Source organism: Micromonospora sp. DT81.3, from assembly GCF_049847225.1.
Taxonomy (GTDB): domain Bacteria; phylum Actinomycetota; class Actinomycetes; order Actinomycetales; family Microbacteriaceae; genus Microbacterium.
In genome coordinates this window covers 109,896-131,375 of the sequence record NZ_JBNCNY010000003.1, presented here as the reverse complement: position 1 = coordinate 131,375, position 21,480 = coordinate 109,896, and the positions used below count along the sequence as shown (strand labels likewise).

19 protein-coding genes are annotated in these 21,480 nt (G+C 66.3%); 10 read left to right on the top strand and 9 right to left on the bottom strand.

The genetic code is table 11. From position 1 onward, the window contains the following. Positions 1-100: 100 nt before the first annotated feature. The 4 genes from ACPW96_RS08365 to ACPW96_RS08350 all read left to right on the top strand — a co-directional run bounded on the left by ACPW96_RS08365 (position 101) and on the right by ACPW96_RS08350 (position 3,452). Entirely contained in the window at positions 101-775 is a 675-nt protein-coding gene (locus tag ACPW96_RS08365) for a helix-turn-helix domain-containing protein (protein ID WP_425882698.1), read from the top strand. A 90-nt stretch (positions 776-865) separates the two neighbouring features. Continuing rightward, positions 866-1,381: a hypothetical protein gene (locus ACPW96_RS08360; protein WP_425882697.1), complete on the top strand. Its 516-nt coding sequence runs from the start codon at positions 866-868 to the stop codon at positions 1,379-1,381. 5 nt (positions 1,382-1,386) lie between these two features. Further along, the gene (locus tag ACPW96_RS08355) at positions 1,387-2,337 is read left to right on the top strand and encodes a hypothetical protein (RefSeq protein ID WP_425882696.1); all 951 of its coding nucleotides are present in this window, start codon (positions 1,387-1,389) and stop codon (positions 2,335-2,337) included. 26 nt (positions 2,338-2,363) lie between these two features. Next, positions 2,364-3,452: an alpha/beta hydrolase family protein gene (locus ACPW96_RS08350; RefSeq protein ID WP_425882695.1), complete on the top strand. Its 1,089-nt coding sequence runs from the start codon at positions 2,364-2,366 to the stop codon at positions 3,450-3,452. Between the two features lie 400 nt (positions 3,453-3,852). On the opposite strand, the gene ACPW96_RS08345 is transcribed toward ACPW96_RS08350, so the two are convergent. The 8 genes from ACPW96_RS08345 to ACPW96_RS08310 form a co-directional block, all read right to left on the bottom strand. Beyond that, on the bottom strand, positions 3,853-4,686 hold the full coding sequence (locus ACPW96_RS08345) for an alpha/beta fold hydrolase (RefSeq protein WP_425882694.1): 834 nt from the start codon (positions 4,684-4,686) through the stop codon (positions 3,853-3,855). A gap of 23 nt (positions 4,687-4,709) precedes the next feature. Beyond that, positions 4,710-5,546, bottom strand: a complete 837-nt coding sequence (locus ACPW96_RS08340) for an alpha/beta hydrolase (protein WP_425882693.1) — start codon at positions 5,544-5,546, stop codon at positions 4,710-4,712. A gap of 48 nt (positions 5,547-5,594) precedes the next feature. Next, a complete protein-coding gene (locus ACPW96_RS08335; RefSeq protein ID WP_425882692.1) occupies positions 5,595-6,389 on the bottom strand; it encodes an oxidoreductase in 795 nt (264 codons plus the stop codon). Between the two features lie 49 nt (positions 6,390-6,438). Continuing rightward, positions 6,439-7,251, bottom strand: a complete 813-nt coding sequence (locus ACPW96_RS08330) for a helix-turn-helix transcriptional regulator (RefSeq protein WP_425882691.1) — start codon at positions 7,249-7,251, stop codon at positions 6,439-6,441. Between the two features lie 80 nt (positions 7,252-7,331). Then, a complete protein-coding gene (locus tag ACPW96_RS08325; protein WP_425882690.1) occupies positions 7,332-8,303 on the bottom strand; it encodes an oxidoreductase in 972 nt (323 codons plus the stop codon). A 2-nt stretch (positions 8,304-8,305) separates the two neighbouring features. After that, positions 8,306-9,370 (bottom strand): NAD(P)-dependent alcohol dehydrogenase, encoded by a 1,065-nt coding sequence (locus tag ACPW96_RS08320; RefSeq protein ID WP_425882689.1) that lies wholly within the window; start codon positions 9,368-9,370, stop codon positions 8,306-8,308. 61 nt (positions 9,371-9,431) lie between these two features. Then, positions 9,432-10,172: a DUF4386 domain-containing protein gene (locus ACPW96_RS08315; RefSeq protein ID WP_425882688.1), complete on the bottom strand. Its 741-nt coding sequence runs from the start codon at positions 10,170-10,172 to the stop codon at positions 9,432-9,434. A 440-nt stretch (positions 10,173-10,612) separates the two neighbouring features. After that, on the bottom strand, positions 10,613-12,916 hold the full coding sequence (locus ACPW96_RS08310; RefSeq protein WP_425882687.1) for a LuxR C-terminal-related transcriptional regulator: 2,304 nt from the start codon (positions 12,914-12,916) through the stop codon (positions 10,613-10,615). Between the two features lie 183 nt (positions 12,917-13,099). Here ACPW96_RS08310 and ACPW96_RS08305 point away from each other — a divergent pair, with 183 nt between their 5' ends. From ACPW96_RS08305 to ACPW96_RS08280, 6 genes are all read left to right on the top strand, one after another. After that, positions 13,100-14,122 (top strand): NAD(P)-dependent alcohol dehydrogenase, encoded by a 1,023-nt coding sequence (locus ACPW96_RS08305; protein WP_425882686.1) that lies wholly within the window; start codon positions 13,100-13,102, stop codon positions 14,120-14,122. 61 nt (positions 14,123-14,183) lie between these two features. Continuing rightward, positions 14,184-14,576, top strand: a complete 393-nt coding sequence (locus ACPW96_RS08300) for a DUF805 domain-containing protein (RefSeq protein WP_425882685.1) — start codon at positions 14,184-14,186, stop codon at positions 14,574-14,576. Continuing rightward, positions 14,573-15,286 carry an ABC transporter ATP-binding protein gene (locus tag ACPW96_RS08295; RefSeq protein WP_425882684.1) on the top strand — a complete coding sequence of 238 codons (714 nt, stop codon included), beginning with the start codon at positions 14,573-14,575 and terminating at the stop codon, positions 15,284-15,286. Before ACPW96_RS08300 ends, ACPW96_RS08295 begins: the two co-directional genes overlap by 4 nt. After that, entirely contained in the window at positions 15,283-16,569 is a 1,287-nt protein-coding gene (locus tag ACPW96_RS08290) for an ABC transporter permease (RefSeq protein WP_425882683.1), read from the top strand. The genes ACPW96_RS08295 and ACPW96_RS08290 overlap by 4 nt, the downstream gene beginning before the upstream one ends. A gap of 106 nt (positions 16,570-16,675) precedes the next feature. Further along, positions 16,676-17,371, top strand: a complete 696-nt coding sequence (locus ACPW96_RS08285; RefSeq protein ID WP_425882682.1) for a DUF2306 domain-containing protein — start codon at positions 16,676-16,678, stop codon at positions 17,369-17,371. Then, entirely contained in the window at positions 17,368-17,598 is a 231-nt protein-coding gene (locus tag ACPW96_RS08280; protein ID WP_425882681.1) for a hypothetical protein, read from the top strand. The genes ACPW96_RS08285 and ACPW96_RS08280 overlap by 4 nt, the downstream gene beginning before the upstream one ends. Positions 17,599-17,608: 10 nt before the next feature. Here ACPW96_RS08280 and ACPW96_RS08275 read toward each other — a convergent pair whose 3' ends face one another. After that, positions 17,609-21,253, bottom strand: coding sequence for a protein kinase domain-containing protein (locus tag ACPW96_RS08275; RefSeq protein ID WP_425882680.1), 3,645 nt, complete (start codon positions 21,251-21,253; stop codon positions 17,609-17,611). Positions 21,254-21,480 lie beyond the last annotated feature (227 nt).

Genomic DNA, 21,480 nt, shown 5'->3' with positions numbered 1-21,480 from the left:
GAGTGAGCACTGGAGGTATGCGTACATAGGAGCACGATACGCCTAATGTGCTGAAATAGGTACCAAACGCCGCGGCAATGCATAGCGATAGCCTGTTTTCGTGGGTAGACGTTCCCAAGGCGAGGCTGGCGCGTGGTCGATGGACCTGGTGCGCGCCGTTTCGACTCTGCGCGACGCGGCCGGGATGACGAATCAGGAACTGATCGACCGGTCAGGCATGTCAGCGAGCTACTTCTACGGGCGATTGCGGGGGGCCGCGCCGTTCGACGCGAACGACATGGAAAAGCTCGCGCGCGCGTTGGGGACTCATCCGCATGAGATCTCGCGCGTGGCGGCATCCATCGGCGAAGCTCACGAGATCGAGCCCACGGTGGATATCGAGACCAAGGAGCTGGGCCGCCGGCTGACCGCGGTCTCCCGTGCACCTCGCCTTGACGGCTCGATGTTCGACCTCGACGGCCTTGTAAGTGAGCTCGCGGATCGCGGTGTCGCGCTGGACCGGGATGAGTGGTCCGCCCTCGTTGCTGGAGACTCCACGTCGCCAGTACGTGTGCGAGTTCTTGAAGGCGTCGGAGTGTATGCGGGCGTCCCTAGTGCGTACCTGCTGGATCTGGCCGATGCTGCGGCGGTGGAAGCAGCCGAAGCGAACTTCGAGTTCCGTGAGGCACTCAAGGCGTCCGGTGCAGACTCGGTATCAGCCAGGGCGGTGGGTGAGATTTCACCTGCCGCGTTGCGCGCGATTGCGCAGACACTCAGGTCAATCTCTGCTCAATAACGTACTGACCTGACCTCTACTGCGCATCGGCGTACAGTGGAAGCATTCGAGCGATCGCTGTGCCGAGGTCGTAATCGGAGGTCGGGCGTCATGAGCTACCGCGCATCTCGAGATCATGAAGAGTTGCGCGCCCGCGCGGAAGCACAGCTGGAACGCCTCGAGCTTCCCGCCGACGTAGACCTGGAAGGCATTGTCCGGCATGTCGCGTCAGCGACCGGCAGGCGGATTGACATCGAGCCGGTCGGTGATCGGGACTGGGAGAACATCACCGGTCTGGTTCTGCTCACAGCCGATTCAGCCACGATCCTGGTGCGGAAGTCCGATCCTCGCTGGTACCAGTTCCACACGGTGCTCCACGAGCTGTCCCACATCCTGTTCGAGCATGCGGGTTGTGCGACCCTGCCCGTCAAGCATCCGGGCACCCGTCATTTGCGTGCCGGTCAGACCGTGCTTGCGCGCGGCATCGTCACCCCTGACTTCGAAGTCGACCTGGACTTCAGCGATACCGAGTTGGTCGTCGAGGCGGAGGCCGAGAAGTTGTCGCAGCTGCTGTCTCGTCTCCTACTGCAGCCGCGTCATGGTCACGACGAGGCGGTGTTCGGCTGATGCTCGTGCCCATCGAAACTGTCGCGTTCCTCGCGCTGCTCATCCTCACACTGATCCGGTTGCCTTCCGCGATCCGCGAGCCGTACAGTCGCCTGACCTGGATTGCCACGATCACCGGTCTGGCGGCGATCTTCATGGTCGGTGTCGCGGTGCCACTGGCAATCGTCGACGGCTGGCTCGGTGGAACGAATGTCGCGAACTTGCTCCAGAACATCCTCGCGACCGCGGCGTTCTGGTTCGTCATGCAGGCTGCCCTCACGCTTGACGGCAGCCGGTTCAATCCGCGCAGCCTCTGGGAGCTGCCGGTGATGTTCCTCTCCTTCACGATCCCTTTCCTATTGATCGCCGATCGGGGATCGACGACGGATGGCTTCATCAAGGAGACCGCGGACCACTTGGGCCTCTGGGCGTATGCGTCGATCTATATGGGATGCGTCGTGCTGATCATGACCCGGATGCTCCGCGGCATCCGCGGTCGCAGACCACGGCCGTACATCCTCATCCGGATCGGCGCGTGGGCCATCATTGGCGCCAGCCTGCTGGAGATCGTCTACCTCACGCTCCGCGTGGCCGGTTTGGGCCGGACCCCGACGGTTGAAGCGGTCGGGAATCTGTTCACGATTCCGTTCTACGGCGGTATCGTCCTGGTGTGCGTCGGCATCATCGCGTTCGCGATCGCCCGCGCAGGCCGCCGGTCGATGAATGCCGCGCTGGGCCGTCTGCTCACAACAGCGAACGTCGGCCGGGGGATGCTCCTGACTCCCATCCCGGACGAAGACCCCATCCACGAGACCTACCGGCTCGCCGTTCGTCTCACCGACATCGCCAACAGCCAGGAGCTCACAAAGCGTGAGCGAAACCTGCTGCGCGCCGCGACTGCAATGCTGGATCGACAGATGAGAGCGCCCGCCGTCGTGCGGATGTCAAGCGCCGCGGGGAGGGTGACCGCACCTTGAAAGTGATCGCCATCGTGGCCACACTCATGACCGTATTCGTGGCGGCCGCCGCGGGTCTGGTCCGCCTGCTGGCGCGACGCGTCGTCGGCGTTGAACCGAGACGGAAGACTCTGACCGTCCGGCGCGTCGGCGACGGTGTCGAGCTGCCGCAGGATGTTCTGACGTCGGCGACGGGTAGCTACGGACTTTGGTTTGGGGAGCGCTTCGAGCACCACGCCCTCGTGGGGCCCGTGGTGCGTTCGGATGGTGAACGAGTTGTGCGCCGCGTCCTCAAGGCGACGGCACCGCTTCCCGCCGAGCCGTTTCCGGCTCAATGGACGGGTCACGTCATGAGCAGCCCGGCAGAGATCGATGGCACGTGGGAAGACGTCACCGTCCCGCTACGAGACGGCGCATCCGCGCCCGCCTGGCTGTTTCGCGGTGACAGTTCCGATAGGGCATGGGTTATTCACGTCCAAGGCATCCGGACGTCAAGGCTGGTCACTCTCCGCTCCGTCGAAGCAGCGCAACGCGCCGGACTCACCTCCCTGGCGGTCACCTACCGCGGCTCCGGAGACGGACCCGCGACAATCACCTCCAACCTCGGTCAGCGAGAGTGGTCCGATCTGGCCGATGCAATCGCCTATGCCCGAGCGCACGGGGCGCCGGAGGTATACGTCGTCGCCTGGTCGATGGGCGCCGGGCTCGCGCTCGAGCTGCTGCGCCGGGAACCGGGAGTAGTTGACAGGCTCGCGCTAGTCGCTCCGGCGACCAACTGGCGGCGCATCATCAGGCAGGGTGTAAAGCAGGGTGGTCTGCCGGACTTTCTCGCGCCGATATTGACCTGGGCTTTGGAGTCTCCGGTTGCCAGTCGGATGATCGGGATGCCTGCTCCGCTGGAATTCGACCGACTCGACTGGAGCCAAGCGGAGCCGATCAGCATCCCCACCCTCGTCCTGCACTCCGAAGGTGACATGGAGATCCCTTTCGAACTCACCGAGGACTTCGCTGCGGCGCACCCGAACGTCACGCTGGTGAAAACCGCCGCGGCACCCCACGGCTGGGAAGCGAACGTCGCCCCCGAACGGTTCCAGGCCGCACTCACATCGTGGTTCGCCAGTCCCAACCTGACGTAGCCGTTCCAAGAAGGTGTTCGGGCGGAGGAGCGGGCTGGTCACGTGAAGCGGTCTCATCTCTGTCGTCGGCCCTTATGCAAGCCGGGCGCGCGTGACGCGGGCGGCGGCGCATTTCGCGTGCGAGACATGGGTTTGCCCGAGAGCTTCATGATGCCGCCTCACCTTGCGTTAGCTCGGAAAGCGGAAGTCATACCGGCTGACCCTGGCCTTCCAGGTGGGAGCCTGGATGAGCCAAAGTGGGACGGATCTTGAGCAGTCTCCGGCTGAGGCCAGCGGTGAATAGATCTCGAGACCACAACGCGGGGGCATCTGACGCGCGCGCGACCCCGAGCGGCTCTGCCACAACCTCATCGCTTGTGGCACCCGCCTAACATCGACGGATGCCACAACGCGCACCGGGTTACTGTGCTGCGTCCAGGATCAGGTCGACGACCACGTCGGGGTGGCTGATCATTGCGACGTGTGAACTGTCGATCTCGACCGTGGTGGCCCCAGCGCGTTCTGCCATGACCCGTTGCGCCTCCGGAGGAATCGCATGGTCCTGTGCGGCCACCAGATACCAGCTCGGAATGGTCATCCACGCAGGAAAGCCGGACGGGGTGAACAGCGAGGAGAGCGCGGCCGGCCGCTGGGATGCAGCCATGGTTGCGGCCAGCTTGGGCGGAAGGTCGGCTGCGAACAGTTCAGCGAAATGGGCCGGGTCGATGTAGCCGTCGGCGTCACCCTCGGGAGCCCCCGGGTAGGGACGGATGACGAGGTGCTCGCCGAGGGAGGAGTGGCCGCCCCCGAGTTCGTTCGCGTCGATCAGTCGCTCACCTTCGTCGGGGGCGTAGCCGGCCACGTAGACCAAGGACTTCACGTCGGGGTCACCGGTCGCCGCGTTGGTGATGACCGCTCCGCCGTAGGAGTGTCCGACGAGGACGACCGGTCCCTCGATGGTTGCGACGATGGACTTCACGTAGTCGGTGTCCGATTGGAGCCCACGCAGCGGGTTGGAGGCGGCGAGCACGGTGTAGCCGCGCTTCTGCAGCTTCGTCGTCACGTCGTTCCAGCCCGATGAGTCGGCGAAGGCTCCGTGGACGAGCACCACGGTGGGCAAGGGCTTTGCCGGCGCTCCCCTGACCTGCGCTGCCGCCGGTATGGCGACGGCGGCCGCGGTGAGCGCGGCCGCGGCGGACAATGCCAACGCGATTCGGAACGGACGCCTGAGGCCTCCGCTGTGAGTGGTGTGCATGGTGGGTCTCCTTCGGGTTCCGGCTATGCCGTGGCGGCAGAGGTCGGAGTGGGGATGGCCGCGTTGAGCCCTTTCGAGGCGAGCCATTCGAGCGTGGCGTCGGCGACGGTGCGCCAGCCGCTGTCGATCGTGAGCGAGTGTCCGCGGCCTTCGAACTCGTGATACTCGGTCGTCGATGACGGGTTGTCGGCGTATATGCCGAGCACTTCGAGGGTCACCGCTTTCGGCACGGTGTGGTCCTCGGTGCCGGATGCCAGCAGCAGCGGGCCACGGACTGCGGTGCGTGTGTCGACTGTCGCGGGCGAGTTCCGTGTGAAGTTCGCCGTCGCATCCTCAAACAGGGGGCGACCCGGACCGGGGATCGTCCATGCTGCGTGGAGAGCGTCGGATTCCTCTTCCGAGATCGCGTTGCCGAAGCTGTAGCGGAACTGCTTGGCGGTCAGCGAGACGGTGCGCCGCTTGTTGGCGGGGTTGCCCAGCACAGGGAATCCGGAGCGCAATTGCGAGAACGGCAGCTTCTTCACGCCCTTGATCGGAGCCGGGTCGATGGCGACCGCCGCGACCGCGAGATCGTTCGCAAGCAGCTCCTGGGCGATGAGGCCGCCGAACGAATGCCCGATCACGATCGGCTTCGCGTCGAGCGTGTCCATGTAGTCGGCGTAGTGGTGGCAGATCTGCTCTATTCCGACGTCATCGAGGTGCTCCGCGTTCGCGCGGGTGGCCTCGACGGTGTCGGCATCCCCCGGCCAGCCGGGCGCGCTCGCTTGGTAGCCGTTGGCGGCGAACAGTTCGATCCACGGCGCCCAGGCCGTTGAGTGGATCCATAGTCCGTGGATGAAGACCACTGGCGGGTTCGACATGATGCAACTCCTTGCTCGGGATGGGGTGGTCGGATGCTGCGGGTGCAGCTAGAGGTCTTTGGAGAGCCCGCCGTCGATTCGGAAGTCGGCGCCGGTGACGTTGCCGGCACGGTCGCTGGCGAGGAGAAGAACAAGGTCGGCGACCTCTTCTGGTTCCGTGAAGCGGCCGGTGGCGAATCCGCCGCCGCCGGCGATGATCCGCTCGCGGGCCTCGTCGAACGAGACGCCCATGCTCTTGGCGATGGTGGCCGCGACCCCGGACTGGCCGAGCCAGAGCGCAGTCGACACCGGGCCGGGGCTGATCGTGTTGAATCGCACGCCCTGCGCTCCGAACTCCTTGGAGAGGGACTTGGAGAAGTTCCACACCGCTGCCTTCACCGCGGAGTAGTCGATGACGCCGGGGTCGGGCAGGTAGGCGTTGACCGACCCGATGGTGACGACGTCCCCGCCGCCTCGCTCGAGTAGGTAGGGGATCGCGGCACGCGTGGTCCGCACGGCGGCCATGAAGCTCAGGTTGAACGTGCTGAACCAGTCGTCGTCGGTCACGGCGAGGAATCCATCGGTGCGGGGGGTGACCGCGCCGACGTTGTTGACGACGATGTCGAGGCCGCCGAAGTGTTCTGAGCGGGCGACGAGCTCGGCCGGCCCAGTCACCGTTGACAGATCCACCGGGACTGCCATGACCTGGCCGGTGTCGGAGAGAGCCACGAGCTCGTCGGTCAGGGTGCGTGCGCCGGCGACCACTCTGACGCCTTCGGCGACGAACGCCCGGGTGACCGCAAGCCCGATTCCCTTGCTCGCGCCGGTGACAACGGCGACCTTGTCGGTCAGATTGAGCTCCATGAGCGCGACGCTAGTCCGAGCCCCGTGGTTGTGCCTGCCCCCGCTACTACTACCCCCGAGTAGACAGGGTCGCCAGCGCGTCCGCCGTCGGGCCGCGCGGTTCTGCGTAGTACAGGAAGATCGTGTGCCCGTCCGTGCCGATGAGCGGGAGGCGCGCGTAATGCAACGTCAGCCGGCCCGCCTGCGGATGTCGCAGCACGTGGGTGCCGCTGGAGGTCTGCACGACGTCGTTGCGCGCCCACAATTCACTGAAGCGATCGCTGCGCGCGGACAGTTCGGCCGCCAGCGCGCGGAGGTGCGGGTCGTCGGCACGCTGGCCGAACATCGATCGGAGCAGCGCGACCGATCTCGTCGTCAGCGCGTCCCATCCTTCGTGCAGCTCTTCATCCGCAGGGTCGGTGAGCAGCGAGACCAGATTGTTCACTCCAATCCGGTAGTTCGGGCTGAGCGCGCGGGCAAGCGCGTTGGTCGCGAGCACATCGATGTAACGATTGTGGACGACGGCGGCGGTGACCGGCCAGGAGTCGATCAGCCATTGCACGCGTTCGTCGACGACGTCGACGCCCTCCGTCGGACCGGGAGACGGTTTCTGCGCGAGCTCGTGCAGGTACGCGGTCGCCGGCGCGTCCAGGAGAAGTGCTCGAGCAAGAGCGTCCAGAACCTGGTCGGACGGGTGCGCCTCCCGCCCCTGCTCCAACCGCAAGTAGTACTCGCTGCTGATGCCCGCGAGGATCGCCACCTCTTCGCGGCGCAACCCTGCAACCCGGCGCTGCTCATCCCCGACCGGGATACCGACATCCTCCGGATGAACCCGTGCTCGCCGCGCCCGCAGGTAGTCACCCAGGCGGCTGCGTATGACCATGCCGCAGTGTACCGATGAACCTCGATGTGCCGGGGGTCAGCGCGACCACGTCAGTCCTGCGGCGGCGGTGGCGGGGAGGGTCACGATGTGCTCCCTGTCGTGTGGACGGCTCCTTGCGCTGCACCGTGCCTTCGAGCAGGGCGTTGCGTCTGGGCTGCGGGATACCGCACACCGGTCAGTTCTTCCGATGCCGTCCACAGCCGCGCTGCAATGACGGGGTCTGCCGCCTGGCTCGATCGGCCCACCAGAACCGGCGGTCCCGCCATCTCGCGGCGGCGGCTCGGTCCTGCGTAGCTTCCGCCGGGGAGATCCTCGGCGGCTGCGAAGAGTGTGGGTGTCGCGCCCATGACGGCGTCTTGGGCGAAGAGTCGCACGGCCACTTTGGCGAAGGTGGTCATGATGGGGCTTTCGGAGCTGGACATGAGGTTCGTCGCAGCCATCCCGGGGTGAGCGGCGGTCGCGATGACCGGTGACCCTGACCCTTCGAGCCGACGCTGCAACTCCAGGGTGAACAGCAGGTTGGCGAGTTTGGACTGCTCGTACCCGCCCGATCCGTTGCCGTAGCGTCGCGTGTGCCAGTTGAGGTCGTCGAAGTCGATCGTGGCGGAGCGGTGGGCGCTGCTGGCGACGGTGACGACGCGTCCTGAGATGTGGGGCAGCAGCAGATTGGTGAGCGCGAAGTGGCCGAGGTGGTTGATGCCGAACTGCAGTTCGAAGCCGTCTGCGGTGCGACCCAGTGGAGGAACCATGACGCCGGCGTTGTTGACCAGGATGTGGACGTCGTCTTTCCACATCCCCGCGAATGCGAGCACTGACTGTAGGTCGGCGAGGTCGAGGTGGCGGATCTCGGTCGAGCCGGTCACGCTGGCCGCAGCGTCCCGGCCTCGCTTCTCATCGCGGACGGCGAAGATGACGTGGGCCTCTTTGGCGGCGAACACGCGGGCGGCCTCTAGGCCGATGCCACTGTTCGCCCCGGTGACGATGACGGTCTTGCCGGCCAGCGACGGTATGCGGTCGACAGTCCAGTGCGGTACGTGCGTTTGGGCGGTCATGGTCAGCTCTTCGATTCCGTTGGGGCTTCGACGGTGAGGACGACCGTGCCTCGGGCATGGCCCGTCTTGACGTGCTCGATCGCGTGCGCAGCCCGGGACAACGGGTATGTGCGTTCGATGAGCGGTGTCACCCTGCCGTCTTCGATGATGGCCTTCAGAGTGAGCAGGTCCTCCCGTGTTGTGAACTTGATGGAGGGCGGAGCCTGTCGTCGCGTGAAGATCGAGACCACCGCGGTCTTGATCACGGTTCCGAGCGTGCCGAACCAGCGGCCACCGGAAGTTCCGTTGTTGGACTGCAGGACCCCCCGCTCGGTGAGCGCACGTCGGGTTCGGGCCAGCGAGTGGTTCGCGACGTTGTCCAGGATGAAGTCGTAGCGTTGCTCGCCACGCGTGAAGTCTTCCTTGGTGTAGTCGATGACGTGTGCCGCTCCCAGCGACCGGACGGTGTCGACGTTGCGGGGCCCGCACACTCCGGTCACCTCGGCGCCGAATGCTGCGGCGAGCTGGACGGCGTACGAGCCGAGGCCACCGGACGCCCCGTTGATCAGCACCTTCGCTCCGAAGACTGCCCGATCTCGGAGGAGCTGAAGAGCGGTCGTAGCGGAGACTCCCACCGCGGCGGCTTGCTCGAAGCTGAGGTTCGCGGGCTTGGGCAGGAAGTGGTCTTCCGCAGCGCAGACATACTCCGCGAACGCACCCGTGCACCAGCCGAACACCTGGTCCCCGATGCGGAGACTCGTGGCGGCGTCGCCGACCGCGACGACGGTGCCCGCGACGTCGGTCCCGGGCACCCGGTTGGTCGGCTTGCGGAGCCCGGTAGCGAGGCGGGCGATGATTGGCTCGCCTTCGATCGAGACGAGGTCGCCCACGTGGATGGATGCAGCATGCACTCGCACGAGGACCTGGTTGGCCTCGGGCGCTGGTACAGGAATGTCGTCCGGTCGCAGCACCTCTTCGGCGGGGCCGTATGCGTCTTGGACGGTTGCCCTCATGGTCGTGGGGACGCCGACCTGGCGGCCCGGGATCAGTGGGTTGGCCGGTTTTGCGGCCGGTGCGTGAGTTGTCATTTCCTCTGCTCTTCTCGTGGCGGATGCTGTTGGGTTTGCAAGGCTCATGCGTTGCGCGGGATCAGGCGGTCGTCGGGGTGGGGCCCACGTACGCCTCGGGGCGGAATCCCTTGATCAGGAGCCAGAGGGGCAGTGCGAGTTCGAAGAGGAACCCGGGCATGGTGAGGTACAGGCCGATCTCGACCCCGAAGACTTCGGCGATCGTGCCCAGAACGTGGCTCGGGTATCCGACCAGGCCCGCCACGGCGATCCATCGCGGAACCAGGCGGGTCCGGAACAGGATCACGCACAGGACGGTCGCGCCGACGCCGAGTGTCATCTGTCCCACCTGGTAGGCGGTGCCGTTCAGTTCGACCAGGATGGTTCCGAGGGTCGCCGCTCCGGGGTCCGCCGCCATCTGGCTCAGCGGCACGAGCATCAGAATCGCGAGCACGCCGATGCTGAGGAACACGACCTGGACGATCATGGTCGCGAAGTAGGTCAGGGCGGCGCGCTTGCTGTGCCGTTCCAGGATGGGGAAGAACAGCACCGCTTTCGCGATGTCCACCGCAGTGTTCAGCAGCATCAGGAACGCTCCGAGTGCGAGAAGCAGCCGGAGCGGGGCGATCGTGTCCAGGAAGTCAGGTGCGGCCACAAGGGATGACACCAGTGACAGGCCGCCCCCATATACGACGAAGCCGGCAAGGAACAACGTGCCCATGATTCGCGATTGCCGCATGCGGGAGTCCGCGAGCCCGTCCGGCGGCCAAGCCACCGATCGCGTTTCGGATACCACCGTGCCGGGAAGAGTTGCAGTAGCCATGAGTCGTCCTCGATTCCTGTAAGTGAGGCTGTACTCGTAGCCTGCTCGACCGAAGTCTCCGTTCGATTCCGGGGCAGCACGTAGCGGGTACTGAGAAACGGCCGCCGCCGACTCGATGGCTACGTACCGGCTCGGTGTTCACCGCGATGCCGTGAGGCCGTGGATCGACGACAGTCGGAGCCATGACGTGCTTCCTGGTAGAGATTCCGCTGTCCAAGCGCGACGGATCCCGAGTCGCCCTCGCAACGTCGACGCTTCGGGCGGCTCAGGTGCGGATGTCCAGGAGCGCGACTCCTGTGCGACTCCGATTCGCGGGGCTGACCGCGGCGGATGGTCGCCTGGTCTGCGTGATTGAAGCACCGACCATGGAAGACGTGCGGGACCTTATCGCCCTGGCATTCCTACCTGCGGAACGACTACGCGAGATTTCTGGCGTCGACCTATCCTTCGGGCAGAACCCAGGCGGCGATCTTGGTTCGTGAGTTCAGCCCTAGCTTGTTGAGGATGTTGTAGATATGGGTCTCGACGGTCCGCTCGGAGACGAAGAGGCGGCTGGCGATCTCCTTGTTGCTCAGTCCGGTCGCAGCCAGTTCGGCGACCTGCCTTTCTCGCTTGCTGAGCGGGTTGGCGTCAATCGGCTCCGGATCGGCGCTCCGCACGAGTTCAGTTCCGAGTGCAAGCGCCACGGCTGACTCATGATCAAGGCCCGCGCCGAGATCATGTTCTCTCTCGTACCACTCGCGGCCCAGTCGGGCGCCCGCGAGGGACGCAGCCTGGGTGACGAGGGGCTGGACGAATGGGCTGACGTCGTATCCACCTTCAGCGCGCAGCATGTCCGTGGCGCCGAGGAGCCTGGCTGCACGTTCGGCCTGACCCGCCATGGCTGCGTTCGCGGCGAGAGCTTGCAGTCGCATCACGAGGCCGGGTCGGTCGTCGATGGCCAGGGTGGCTCGCAACGCGTCGGTCAGGGACGACTCGGCCGCGGGATGGTCGCCGAGCATCATCGACCCCACCCCGGCGCTGGTCAGGTGCGTGCTGAGCATGTAAATCTCGTGGACACGTCGGCAGCGCTCTGCGGCCGCCAGTCCGATGTCGCGCATGTGTACGAAGTCGCCGTCCAAGGAGGCGATCAACGCCTCGGACTGTGCCGCGGCCGCCAGCGCGATGTCGTCATCCAGGATGCCGGCGATGGACGTTGCTTCCTCCGACGAGCGTCGAGCTGCCGGGATGTCCGCGTTCGCCACATGCAGCGCCGCCTCTGACGCGAGAATTCGGACGAGGAGCACGTCGTCGGCCCCGCGTGCGAGCCGGGTGGCTTCGACTGCTGCCTCCAGTCCTGCGGACGGGTCGCCCTGCGCTACAGCGAGGTAGCTCCGAACGAAGAGAGCCCGCGCACGCGGGCCCGTGATGCTGCTGTCTCGCTCGAGCAGCGCGTCAATCCAATGGGCCCCTTCGCTGAGAGCTCGGTTTGTCCAGAATCTTCCGAGGCCGGCCGCCATCTCCAGCCCGATCTCGACACTGGCCGGGTCAGCCAGGCAGTAACGGAGTGCTTCGCGGATGTTGTCAGCCTCCACGTCGACCGCCTCGAGGTTTGCAAGCGTGGTCTCGTCGTCGGCAACGTGCCCGTCGGAGTCGGCGCGGCGACACAACTCCGCGAAGTACGTCAGATGCATGCGCCGTGCGAGTTGCTCCTCCTCCGCCGTGCGGAGCTGAAGGAGCGCGAACTCACGGGTTGTCTCGTGGAGGCGGTAACGAGACTCGCCGGTCGAGCGTTCGACATTGACGAATGATCGCTCCGCCAAGGCCGTGAGCGCGGTCAGAACGTCGCGGCCGGGGGGCGCGCCTTCGGATACGCGCTCGGCCGCCTCCAACGTGAACGATGCGGGGAACACGGCCAGACGCCGCAGCACCGTCTTCTCGTCGGACGCGAGGAGGTCGTGGCTCCAGGCGATGGTCGCCTCGAGAGTCTGCTGACGAGCAGGCGCAGCCGTGCTACCACCGTCGAGGAGGTTGAATCGGTCGTTCAGCCGCTTGACCAGCTGGTGCAAGCCGAGTGTGCGGAGCCGCACGGCGGCGAGCTCGATGGCGAGCGGGATGCCGTCGAGGCGCCTGACGAGTTCGACGGCGTCGGCGAGATTGGCTTCAGTCAGCGTGAGGTCCGCGCCCGCCTGGCTTGCACGCTCTACGAGGAGCGCGACAGCCTCGGCGTGCCCGGCTCGCGCAAGCACCAGCGGCCTACCTGAGTCCGGGAGTGACAGGGGATCGATGTGGACAACCCGTTCCCCCGCGATCCCGAGGGCCTGTCTGCTGGTCGCGAGCACTCTCAACTCGGGCGCCGCGCGCAGCAACGAGTCGGCCAGCACGGCGCACGCGTCCAGGAGATGTTCACAATTGTCCAGGACGAGGAGAAGTCGCTTCTCGGAGAGGTAGTCGATCAGTCGAGACAGCGGCCACAATCCCGACTCGTCGCGAAGACCCACCGATGTCATCACCGCTTTCGGGACCAACCTGGCGTCCGTCAGTCCTCCGAGTTCGACGAACCAGGCGCCGTCGGCGACGCCACGCTCGAGGTCTGCAGCGGTCCGCAACGCGAGGCGCGTCTTGCCGACTCCGCCCGGTCCGACGAGGGTCACTATGCGCGAGGTGGCGAGGGAGGTCTTGATCTCCTGGATCTGGAGGCGTCTCCCTACGAAACTGCTGAGCTCCGCGGGCAGGTGGCCCCGGGGCTTGGCCCTGGCACCCATGTTCGTAGTCTACGGCGGCGTCCGGGTGCGCCGCTCGGCGGTCTGAGGCGCATGGGGTTCATTCCGCGCACCCGCATGGTGACCCGCTCAAGATCACCACATCTGATGATGCCGGCTCACCACTTCGATTCGTACGTTGCTAACAAGAAGCACCGCCCGATCGATACGTGTTGGAGAACCACCATGAAAGCTGCTGTCTACCGCCGATTCGGCGGCCCCGATGTCGTCCATGTGGAGCAGGTCCCCGACCTTGAACCGAAAGCCGACGAGATCCTCATCCGGGTTCTTGCGACCACGGTGAGCGCAGCCGACCACCGCTCGCGGTCCCGTGACATCCCGGCGGGTCTGATCCTCCCCAGCTCGCTCGTGCTCGGATTCTTCCGCCCCCGGCGGCCGGTGCTCGGCATGGACGCATCCGGAGTCGTGGAGAAGGTCGGCGACGACGTCCAGGGTTTCGTACCGGGAGACGAGGTGGTGGCCATGCTTGGCAGCCGGTTCGGGGGCCATGCCGAATACGTCACCGTGAAGGTGACCGACGCCGTGGTTCGCAAGCCGCGCAACCTGGCCTTCGACGAAGCAGCCAGCCTCATCTTCGGCGGTCTCACTGCGCAGGCGTACCTCAACCAGACAACCGTTCGGGCCGGCACCACCGTCCTTGTCAACGGGGCGTCCGGGGCGGTCGGTTCCGCGTTCGTGCAGATCGCCAGCGCGGTGGGTGCGAGCGTGACCGCCGTGTGCAGTGCCGCGAACCACGAGCTCGTCACAGATCTCGGCGCGCAGCGAACAATCGACTACCACGCTCAGGACTTCACGGCGAACGACACCACCTACGACGTGATCGTCGACTGCGTCGGCAACGCCCCTGTCGACCGAGTTCGCCACATCCTGAACCCGGGCGGCGCCGTGCTTCTGGTGGCCGCCGGTCTCCGCTCCCTGATCAGCGCGAAGCGGGACGCCCAGCGATACGGGATCACCGTCATCACAGGCCCGGGACCTTATCGCGCCGCCGACCTGCGGCATGTCATGTACCTCGCCGAGCTCGGAGACCTGCGGCCCGTCATCGACCGCTCGTACCCCTTCGACGACATCGCGCAGGCCCATCGGTACGTGGACACCGGCCGCAAGCGCGGAAGCGTCGTGATCAATGTCGCCGAAGCAGACCAGATCGTCCCCGCCAGCACCGCTTCCGATCACCGCACCCTCTAACAGACCTCTGCATCCTCTAACAGACCTCCGCATTCCCTCACCCTCCTTCGAAAGGCACCTCATGACCTTCCCGCAATCCATCCGTGGCGGGTTCCGCCGCTACGCCGACTTCTCAGGCACCGCGAGTCGATCTGAGTTCTGGTGGTGGATCCTCTTCACCGTGCTCGTCGGCGCCGCCCTCGCCGCCCTCTCCGGTCCGACACTCGCTTCCCTTGACGGAACAGCGCTGAGCGTGCCGACGCTCACCCCCGTCTGGCAACTCGCTGTCCTGCTGCCCACGCTCGCCGTCACCGTGCGTCGGCTCCGGGGTGCCGGCTCGAGCTGGGGACACATCTTCTGGGTCTTCCTTCCCGTCGCCGGGGCCATCGTGCTCGCCGTACTGTGCTCGCAGCCTTCCACCACCCGTATGACCGCCCCGGCGCTCGCCAGCACCCCCGCACAGGTGCTCCGATGAGGGCCGAAGGTCCCGCCGCGATCCTCGACGTTCATGACCTACACCGTTCCTACGGTCGTGGTGCCAGCCGGTTCGACGCGCTGAAGGGCGTGTCCCTCCGGGTTGATCGCGGGGAGTCCGTCGCGATCGTCGGCAAGAGCGGCTCCGGCAAGTCCACGCTGATGCACCTCCTGGCGCTCCTCGATCAGCCCGACCACGGCACGTTGCGGGTCGGGGGAGTGGATGCCGCCTCCCTCAGCTCCCGCCAGCTCAGCCGACTCCGCAACGAGACCTTCGGGTTCGTCTTCCAGCAGTTCTTCCTCAATCCGAACGCCAGCGTCTTAGAGAACGTCATCCTGCCGTTGAAGATCGCCGGTGTAGGGCGTCGCGAACGGCGGGCCCGGGGCGTGGCGGTGCTGGACCAGCTGGAAATGGCCGACAAGGCCAAGAACAAGGCCGTGAGCCTCTCAGGGGGCCAGAAGCAACGTGCGGTGATCGCCCGCGCGCTCGTGAACAACCCCAAGCTCATTTTCGCGGATGAGCCGACCGGCAACCTCGACACCGTGACTGGCCGGTTGGTCGAAGACATCCTGTTCCGCTTGAACAGCGAGAGCGGGATCACCCTCGTCGTGGTGACGCACGACAGCGAACTTGCCGCGCGCTGCGACCGCCAGATCTACATCAGCGATGGCCGAGAAGTACTTCCCGAACTGGTCGGAGCATTCGCATGAAGATCACCGACATGCTGACCACCGCGGTCGGCAACACCCTGCGCAGCAAGACACGGACCACTCTCACGGTGCTCGCCATCTTCATCGGCGCGTTCACGCTGACCATCACCAGCGCGATCGGCACGGGCGTCTCCGACTACATCGACAACCAGATCGGCGCTTTCGGCGCCAAGGACGTCCTCACCATCACCAAGGCGAGTGAGGAGACAGCGCAACAGGAAGGGCCGGCAGAGTACGACCCGGATGCAGGGATCGTCGGCGCCGACCTCACCCAGTTCGAGACCGAACCCCTCACCAAGGACGATCTCGAAGCCATCCGCCGGGTCGAAGGCATTCTCGATGTGAGCGCCGTGCGGCAGGTCAATCCCCGCTATATCGATTCCGACCATGGCGGGAAGTACATGCTCGACGTGAATGCCTCGGCGAATCTCACCACTCCCGACCTGGCGGCCGGCGCTCAACTCGACAACGCAGGCGCCAATCCGCAAATCCTGCTCGTCAGCTCCTACGTCGACGCGCTGGGATTCGAGGATGCGGACAGCGCGGTGGGCGCGACGGTCCGGATCGGGGTCGCCGATTACACCGGAGCGTTGCACGAGGTCGTCGCCACGGTCGCGGGCGTGCAGAACGAGACGATCATGGCTTCCGGTGCCGCACTGAACGAGGCCCTGATCGACCAGCTGCACGCCGTGCAGAGCATCGGGCAGCCGTCGGCCACATCCGAGCAGTCCGTCGTCGCCATCGCGCACTTCGACCCCCAGGCCACCGAAGCCCAGATCGACACGATCCAGACCGCCCTCACGGACGCCGGGTTCCAGGCGGCCACGGTGTCGGACCAGATCGGCGTGATCCAGACCGTCGTCGATGGCATCATCGCGGTGCTGAACTCCTTCGCCGTCATCGCGCTGATCGCCGCCGGATTCGGCATCGTCAACACGCTGCTGATGAGCGTGCAGGAACGCACCCGCGAGATCGGGCTGATGAAGGCGATGGGGATGCGAGGCGGAAGCATCTACGCCCTGTTCAGCACCGAGGCCGTCTTCATCGGATTCCTCGGCAGTGTGCTTGGCGCGGCGGCTGCTATCGGGGTAGGCAGCGCTGCCAACGGCCTCATCGTCGACAGGTTCCTCACCGACCTGGAGGGACTCCAGGTGCTGCGCTTCGAGCTCGTGCCGGTCGCGTCCATCCTGCTCACCGTGATGCTCATCGCCTTCCTCGCCGGCACCCTGCCGGCTCGGCGGGCAGCCCGCCAGAACCCGATCGACGCCCTCCGGTACGAGTGATCACCATGAGGATCACCAGAAGTGCTGATGCCTTCTCACCACATCGCTGCGTAGCTTGCAGTCATCGCCACGCAGATGCTGTGGGCCACACCGATCAGGAGCACCGATGAGCCTCACGACCTCCCAGCCCACGCCCGGTGTCCGGCCCGTGCGCAAGCGCGGCGTCGGCTGGCTGCTCCCGGCCGGGCTGATCACGTTCGGGCTGGTCCCCATCCTCGCCAACGCGCTCCGCCGAGTCGCGATGGCCGTCGCCCCAGCTACCCCTTCCTCCGGCGAGGGCGGTGGGATGTCGCTCCCGGTCATTCTGCACGTCGTCGGGGCGACGGTCTTCGTCGTCCTCGGCGCTCTCCAGTTTTCGGCGGGCTTTCGGCGACGCCGGCCGTCGTGGCACCGGATCGCCGGGCGACTGGCGATACTGGCAGCTCTGCTCGCCGCCGGCTCGGGCATATGGCTGGCATTCGCCACCCTGGCGGACTACTCTCCGCTGCTGTTCGTCTTCCGGCTTCTGGCCGCGGCCGGGCTGGCGCTGTGCATCATCCTCGGATTCCGTGCCATTCGACAGCGTCGACTCCCGCGGCACCGCGCATGGATGATCCGCGCCTTCGCCATCGGGCTCGGCGCCGCCACCCAGGTGTTCACGCTCGGTTTCGGCGAGGGCATCTTCGGTGAGAGCGAGCTGAGCATCGCTCTGCTGAACGGCGCGGGCTGGGCGATCAATCTCGCTGTCGCCGAGTGGATCATCCGTCGGACACCCAGACGTGTCGTTCGCCCCGCCGCTGACCAGACTGGGGTCCGAGCATGAGCTCGGGGACGACTCGCGAGGAATCCGGCGAGTACGAAGTGCGCGTTGGCCGGCACCTCGACGATCGCTGGGGCGAGTGGTTCGGCGACCTGACGATGACCCGAGAGCCGGACGGGACGACGACGTTGCGGGGTCGTGTTGCCGACCAGGCCGCCCTGCACGGCATCCTGATCAAGATCCGCGATCTCGGAATGGTCCTCCTCGCGGTGCGTAGGTTCGACGACTGATCGTGGCCTCTCAAGAGGGCGGTGTCCCGCCGCCCCGCCCGAGCTCACCCAGTTCCCGGGCGCGGACAACGGCCGCTCGTCGGCTGTTCACACCGAGCTTGGTGTAGATCCGCTGCGTGTGAGTGCGCACCGTATTCAGTGACACGACGAGCAGACGGGCGATCTCGGGCCCGTTCATCTCGGTGGCGAGGAGCCGGAGCACCTCCCGCTCCCGTTCGCTCAGCGGCTCCGCGAGACCGGCCACTCGATCGCCACTCGGCATGGCAGCCTCTGGAGCGCCGAACAGCGTCAGCAGCCGTCGGGCATACGCTCGGACAGGATCGCGCGCCGCGATCGTCTCGAGGAGTTCGGCCATCGGGGCGCCCTCGTCCACGAACAGCCGGGCGTAGCCCTCGGGCTCGGCGAGCAGCAGAGCCCGCTCCAGCGGGGCAACGGCATCCGGAACGTTGCCGTGCTGGCGGTATGCGAGAGCCTGCAGCACGAGGATCTCCATGACGCTTCCGGTTCTTCCCCCGGCATCGGCTGCCTGGAGAAGACGGGCCAGGAGCGCCGAGGCGTCGCGAAGCGGCTGCTCTTCCCGCTGTCGGCGATGCTGCGCGAGCAGTGTCCGCGCGAGGGTGATGTGCTCGTATTCCCGCAGATAGCTGAGGTCGTCTTCCGCGGACAGTCCCGCCCCGCGGGCCCACGCCAGGGCTTCGGCGACCCTTCCCTGCTGCAGCCAGACGCGGGCCCTCGTCGCGGGAACGGGGCGGACCACAGGCCCCATGTCTGCGACGAAGAAGTGCTCTGCCTGGTCCAGGAGTTCGACCGCGCCGGACAGGTCTCCCTGGGCTTGTCGCAGCTGGGCCATGGCGAGTCTCAAGCGATATCGGTACTTCGGCAATCCGGCGGCGTCGCCCAGTGCGGCGCCGAGCTCCAGGTGCTCGGTTGCTCCCTCCAGATCACCGCGCTCGTACAGGATCGTGCTCATCCCGATATGCATGTCCGGGATGCCGCGGCGGACCCGCGGCGTCTGATCGAGCGCCAATTGCAGTGCGGTTTCGTAGCTCGTCATCGCGTCGCCCAGGCGACCCTGTGTCAAGCGGATGTCGGCCAGGGTGACCGTGCAGCCAAGCACGTCAGCGACATGCCCCGAGCGGAGGAAGCTCGAGATGGACTCCGCGTAGCCGTCGTACGCGCCCTCTAAGTCGCCGCTTCCCCACAGCGCAAGGCCCTCAAGCGCCGCGGCCGCCCCCCGGAAATACGGGTCGTCTTCGTCGAGCAGGTCGAGCGCCCGCCGGGCATACGCCACGGTGGCTGTCGCATCTCCGCCGGCCAGCGCCTGCCCCGAACGGTAGATCGCTATGGTGCCGGGCAGGCGCCGGAACGCATCCGCATCGACCACCACGAGCTGATCCGGATCCGGTCCTCCGCCGTCCGACGCATCCGTCCATCGCTCTGCGTCGCGCAGTCGAGCCTCCACACCCGCCAGTTCACCAGTGGACAGCAGGGCGCCGGCAAAGCCCAGACTGAGGACGGGTCGTGTGCGGAAGATTTCCTCTGGGAGCGCCTCCATCCAGTCGCGCAGCGTCGCTTCCCGGCGATCCCTCGCCATCGCCGGCATGGCAGCCTCGATGAGCCGCGCAGCCAGCCCGTGGTCCGACGCAGCCACGGCGTGCTGGATCGCTGAGTCGAGTTCGCCCTGCTGCTCATGCCACGCACTCGCCCGGCGGTGAAGTTTGGGCACCTCGTCCGGCTGCTCTTCGATCAGCCGCGCCCGCAGCACCTCCGCGAACAGGTGGTGGTAGCGATACCAATGACGGTGGTCGTCGAGAGCCACCAGGAACAGATTGGCCCGATCAAGCGCCTCCAGCATGGTTCTGCTGTCCCCGCGTCCCGTGAGCGCATCGCCGAGTGGCGCATTCATGCGGCCGAGAATCGAGGTGTGCAGCAGGAAGGAGCGCACTTCCGGCGGCTGGTTCTGCAGCACCTCCTCGACCAGGTAGTCGACGATGTAACGGTCGTCCCCGGCGAAACCCGCGACGAAATCTCCGAGGTCGTCTCGACCACGCATCGACAGCGCCGCAAGCTGAAGTGCGGCGATCCACCCCTCCGTGCGATCGTCGAGGGTGCTGATCTGCTGCGACGTCAGCGGCAGGTCCATCACGCGGGTGAGATAGTCAGACGCCTCCTCCGCGGTGAACCGCAGGTCGGCAGCGCGAACCTCGACCAGATCACCGCGCGCCCGGAGCCGTGCGATGGGAAGCGGCGGATCTGCCCGGCTCGCCAGCACCAGGTGGACGTTCGGCGGCATGTTGGCGATCAGGAACCCGAGCCCCTCGTGCACCACCGGTCTCTCGATGACGTGATAGTCGTCGATGACGAGAACGAGCTCATGCCCGACGCCGGCGAGGTCGTTGAGGAGGCCGGTGAGCAATGCCTGCGGAGAGACAGCGCCGGGCGTCTGCACCATCGCAAGCGCCTCCGCCCCCACGTCCGGCGCGATCGACCGCAGTGATGCGATGACATACGTCCAGAACAGCGCCGGATCATTGTCACCTGAATCGAGCGACAGCCATGACGCGGCGGGCTCACCCTCCCCATCTGCGGAAGCCTGCGCAAGCCAGACGGCAAGCAGGGTCGACTTGCCGAAACCCGCCGGCGCGGACACGATCGTCAGGCTGGATGCAAGTCCCCGATCAAGCAGCTCCAGCAGTCGCGGGCGCGACACCGCCCCTTGCCGCGGCTTCGGTCGGTAGAGCTTCGTGTTCAGCAACGGACGCGATGACGCCGTGAGGGCCGGCTCACCCGCAGAGGAAACCGCCTCCGCGTGCGGTTCACCTCCGGATTTCGTCGCCAATGCGACCCGGAGCTGCTCTGCCGAGCGTGCGAGGTCGGCGGCCGAGCGCGGCCGCCCGCCAGCGTCCTTCGCCATGCACGAAAGAACCAGGTCGCGCACCCGGTCCGGCACGTCGGGAGGCATCGTCGGCGGCGCGTCATTCACCTGCGCCAGAGCGATGGCCACTGGCGAGTCGCCGGTGAACGGACGCCGTCCCACCAATGCTTCGTAGGCGACCACGCCCAGCGAGTAGACGTCACTGGCCGCAGTGACCGGTCTGCCAGTTACCTGTTCCGGAGAGATGTACTGAACGGTTCCCATGACATGGCCGGCGACGGTGAACGGGACCTGATCGGCGAGGCGTGCAATCCCGAAATCAGTGACCTTCAGCCGTCCGTCCGGAGTGAGCATGAGGTTCTCCGGCTTGATGTCCCGGTGCACGAGGCCCGCTGAGTGAGCGGCGTAGAGTGCGTGCGCCGTCTGCGCGACGATGTCCAGAACGCGATCCGGCGGCAGTCGTGCCTCCCGCCGTAGGACGGCCGAGAGCGGTTCACCCTTGACCAGCTCCATCACCAGGAATGCCGTCCCGCCCGCTTCGCCGTAGTCGTACACGCGTGCGATGCCCTCATGGTCCACCCGCGCCGCGTTCCGGCCTTCGGCGCGGAAACGCTCCAGGAAACCGGGCGAGTCGACGAGCTCCGCCTTCAGGATCTTGACCGCAACGGTGCGGCCGATGACCCGATCCGATGCCTTCCACACCTCACCCATGCCGCCGACCGCGATCCGACTTGACAGCTCGTAGCGGTCAGCCAACGCCATCCCCGGTGCGACGGTCATCGATTGAGCCCCGTTGCGTCGATCGATGCATTCATGACCGATCCCTCCCGAAGGCCGGCTCCCGATGGGTTGCAAAAACTCGTGCGCATCTGAGAGTTGCGAACGAGTGATCCTCACCGAGGGCGGGTTCCTTGCCCTCAAGCTTCCCATTTGTTCACCTCCCGAGGTAGGGAGCGCGGCCGCCGTACAGCGACGACGGGTCAATGGGCTAAGGACGCGAGCCTGGC

Bases quoted from the DNA above. Each gene is read 5' to 3' on its own strand.
- ACPW96_RS08360 (WP_425882697.1), top strand. From the start codon at position 866: ATGAGCTACCGCGCATCTCGAGATCATGAAGAGTTGCGCGCCCGCGCG.
- ACPW96_RS08350 (WP_425882695.1), top strand. From the start codon at position 2,364: ATGACCGTATTCGTGGCGGCCGCCGCGGGTCTGGTCCGCCTGCTGGCG.
- ACPW96_RS08345 (WP_425882694.1), bottom strand. From the start codon at position 4,686: ATGCACACCACTCACAGCGGAGGCCTCAGGCGTCCGTTCCGAATCGCG.
- ACPW96_RS08340 (WP_425882693.1), bottom strand. From the start codon at position 5,546: ATGTCGAACCCGCCAGTGGTCTTCATCCACGGACTATGGATCCACTCA.
- ACPW96_RS08335 (WP_425882692.1), bottom strand. From the start codon at position 6,389: ATGGAGCTCAATCTGACCGACAAGGTCGCCGTTGTCACCGGCGCGAGC.
- ACPW96_RS08330 (WP_425882691.1), bottom strand. From the start codon at position 7,251: ATGGTCATACGCAGCCGCCTGGGTGACTACCTGCGGGCGCGGCGAGCA.
- ACPW96_RS08325 (WP_425882690.1), bottom strand. From the start codon at position 8,303: ATGACCGCCCAAACGCACGTACCGCACTGGACTGTCGACCGCATACCG.
- ACPW96_RS08320 (WP_425882689.1), bottom strand. From the start codon at position 9,370: ATGACAACTCACGCACCGGCCGCAAAACCGGCCAACCCACTGATCCCG.
- ACPW96_RS08315 (WP_425882688.1), bottom strand. From the start codon at position 10,172: ATGGCTACTGCAACTCTTCCCGGCACGGTGGTATCCGAAACGCGATCG.
- ACPW96_RS08310 (WP_425882687.1), bottom strand. From the start codon at position 12,916: ATGGGTGCCAGGGCCAAGCCCCGGGGCCACCTGCCCGCGGAGCTCAGC.
- ACPW96_RS08305 (WP_425882686.1), top strand. From the start codon at position 13,100: ATGAAAGCTGCTGTCTACCGCCGATTCGGCGGCCCCGATGTCGTCCAT.
- ACPW96_RS08300 (WP_425882685.1), top strand. From the start codon at position 14,184: ATGACCTTCCCGCAATCCATCCGTGGCGGGTTCCGCCGCTACGCCGAC.
- ACPW96_RS08295 (WP_425882684.1), top strand. From the start codon at position 14,573: ATGAGGGCCGAAGGTCCCGCCGCGATCCTCGACGTTCATGACCTACAC.
- ACPW96_RS08290 (WP_425882683.1), top strand. From the start codon at position 15,283: ATGAAGATCACCGACATGCTGACCACCGCGGTCGGCAACACCCTGCGC.
- ACPW96_RS08285 (WP_425882682.1), top strand. From the start codon at position 16,676: ATGAGCCTCACGACCTCCCAGCCCACGCCCGGTGTCCGGCCCGTGCGC.
- ACPW96_RS08280 (WP_425882681.1), top strand. From the start codon at position 17,368: ATGAGCTCGGGGACGACTCGCGAGGAATCCGGCGAGTACGAAGTGCGC.
- ACPW96_RS08275 (WP_425882680.1), bottom strand. From the start codon at position 21,253: ATGACCGTCGCACCGGGGATGGCGTTGGCTGACCGCTACGAGCTGTCA.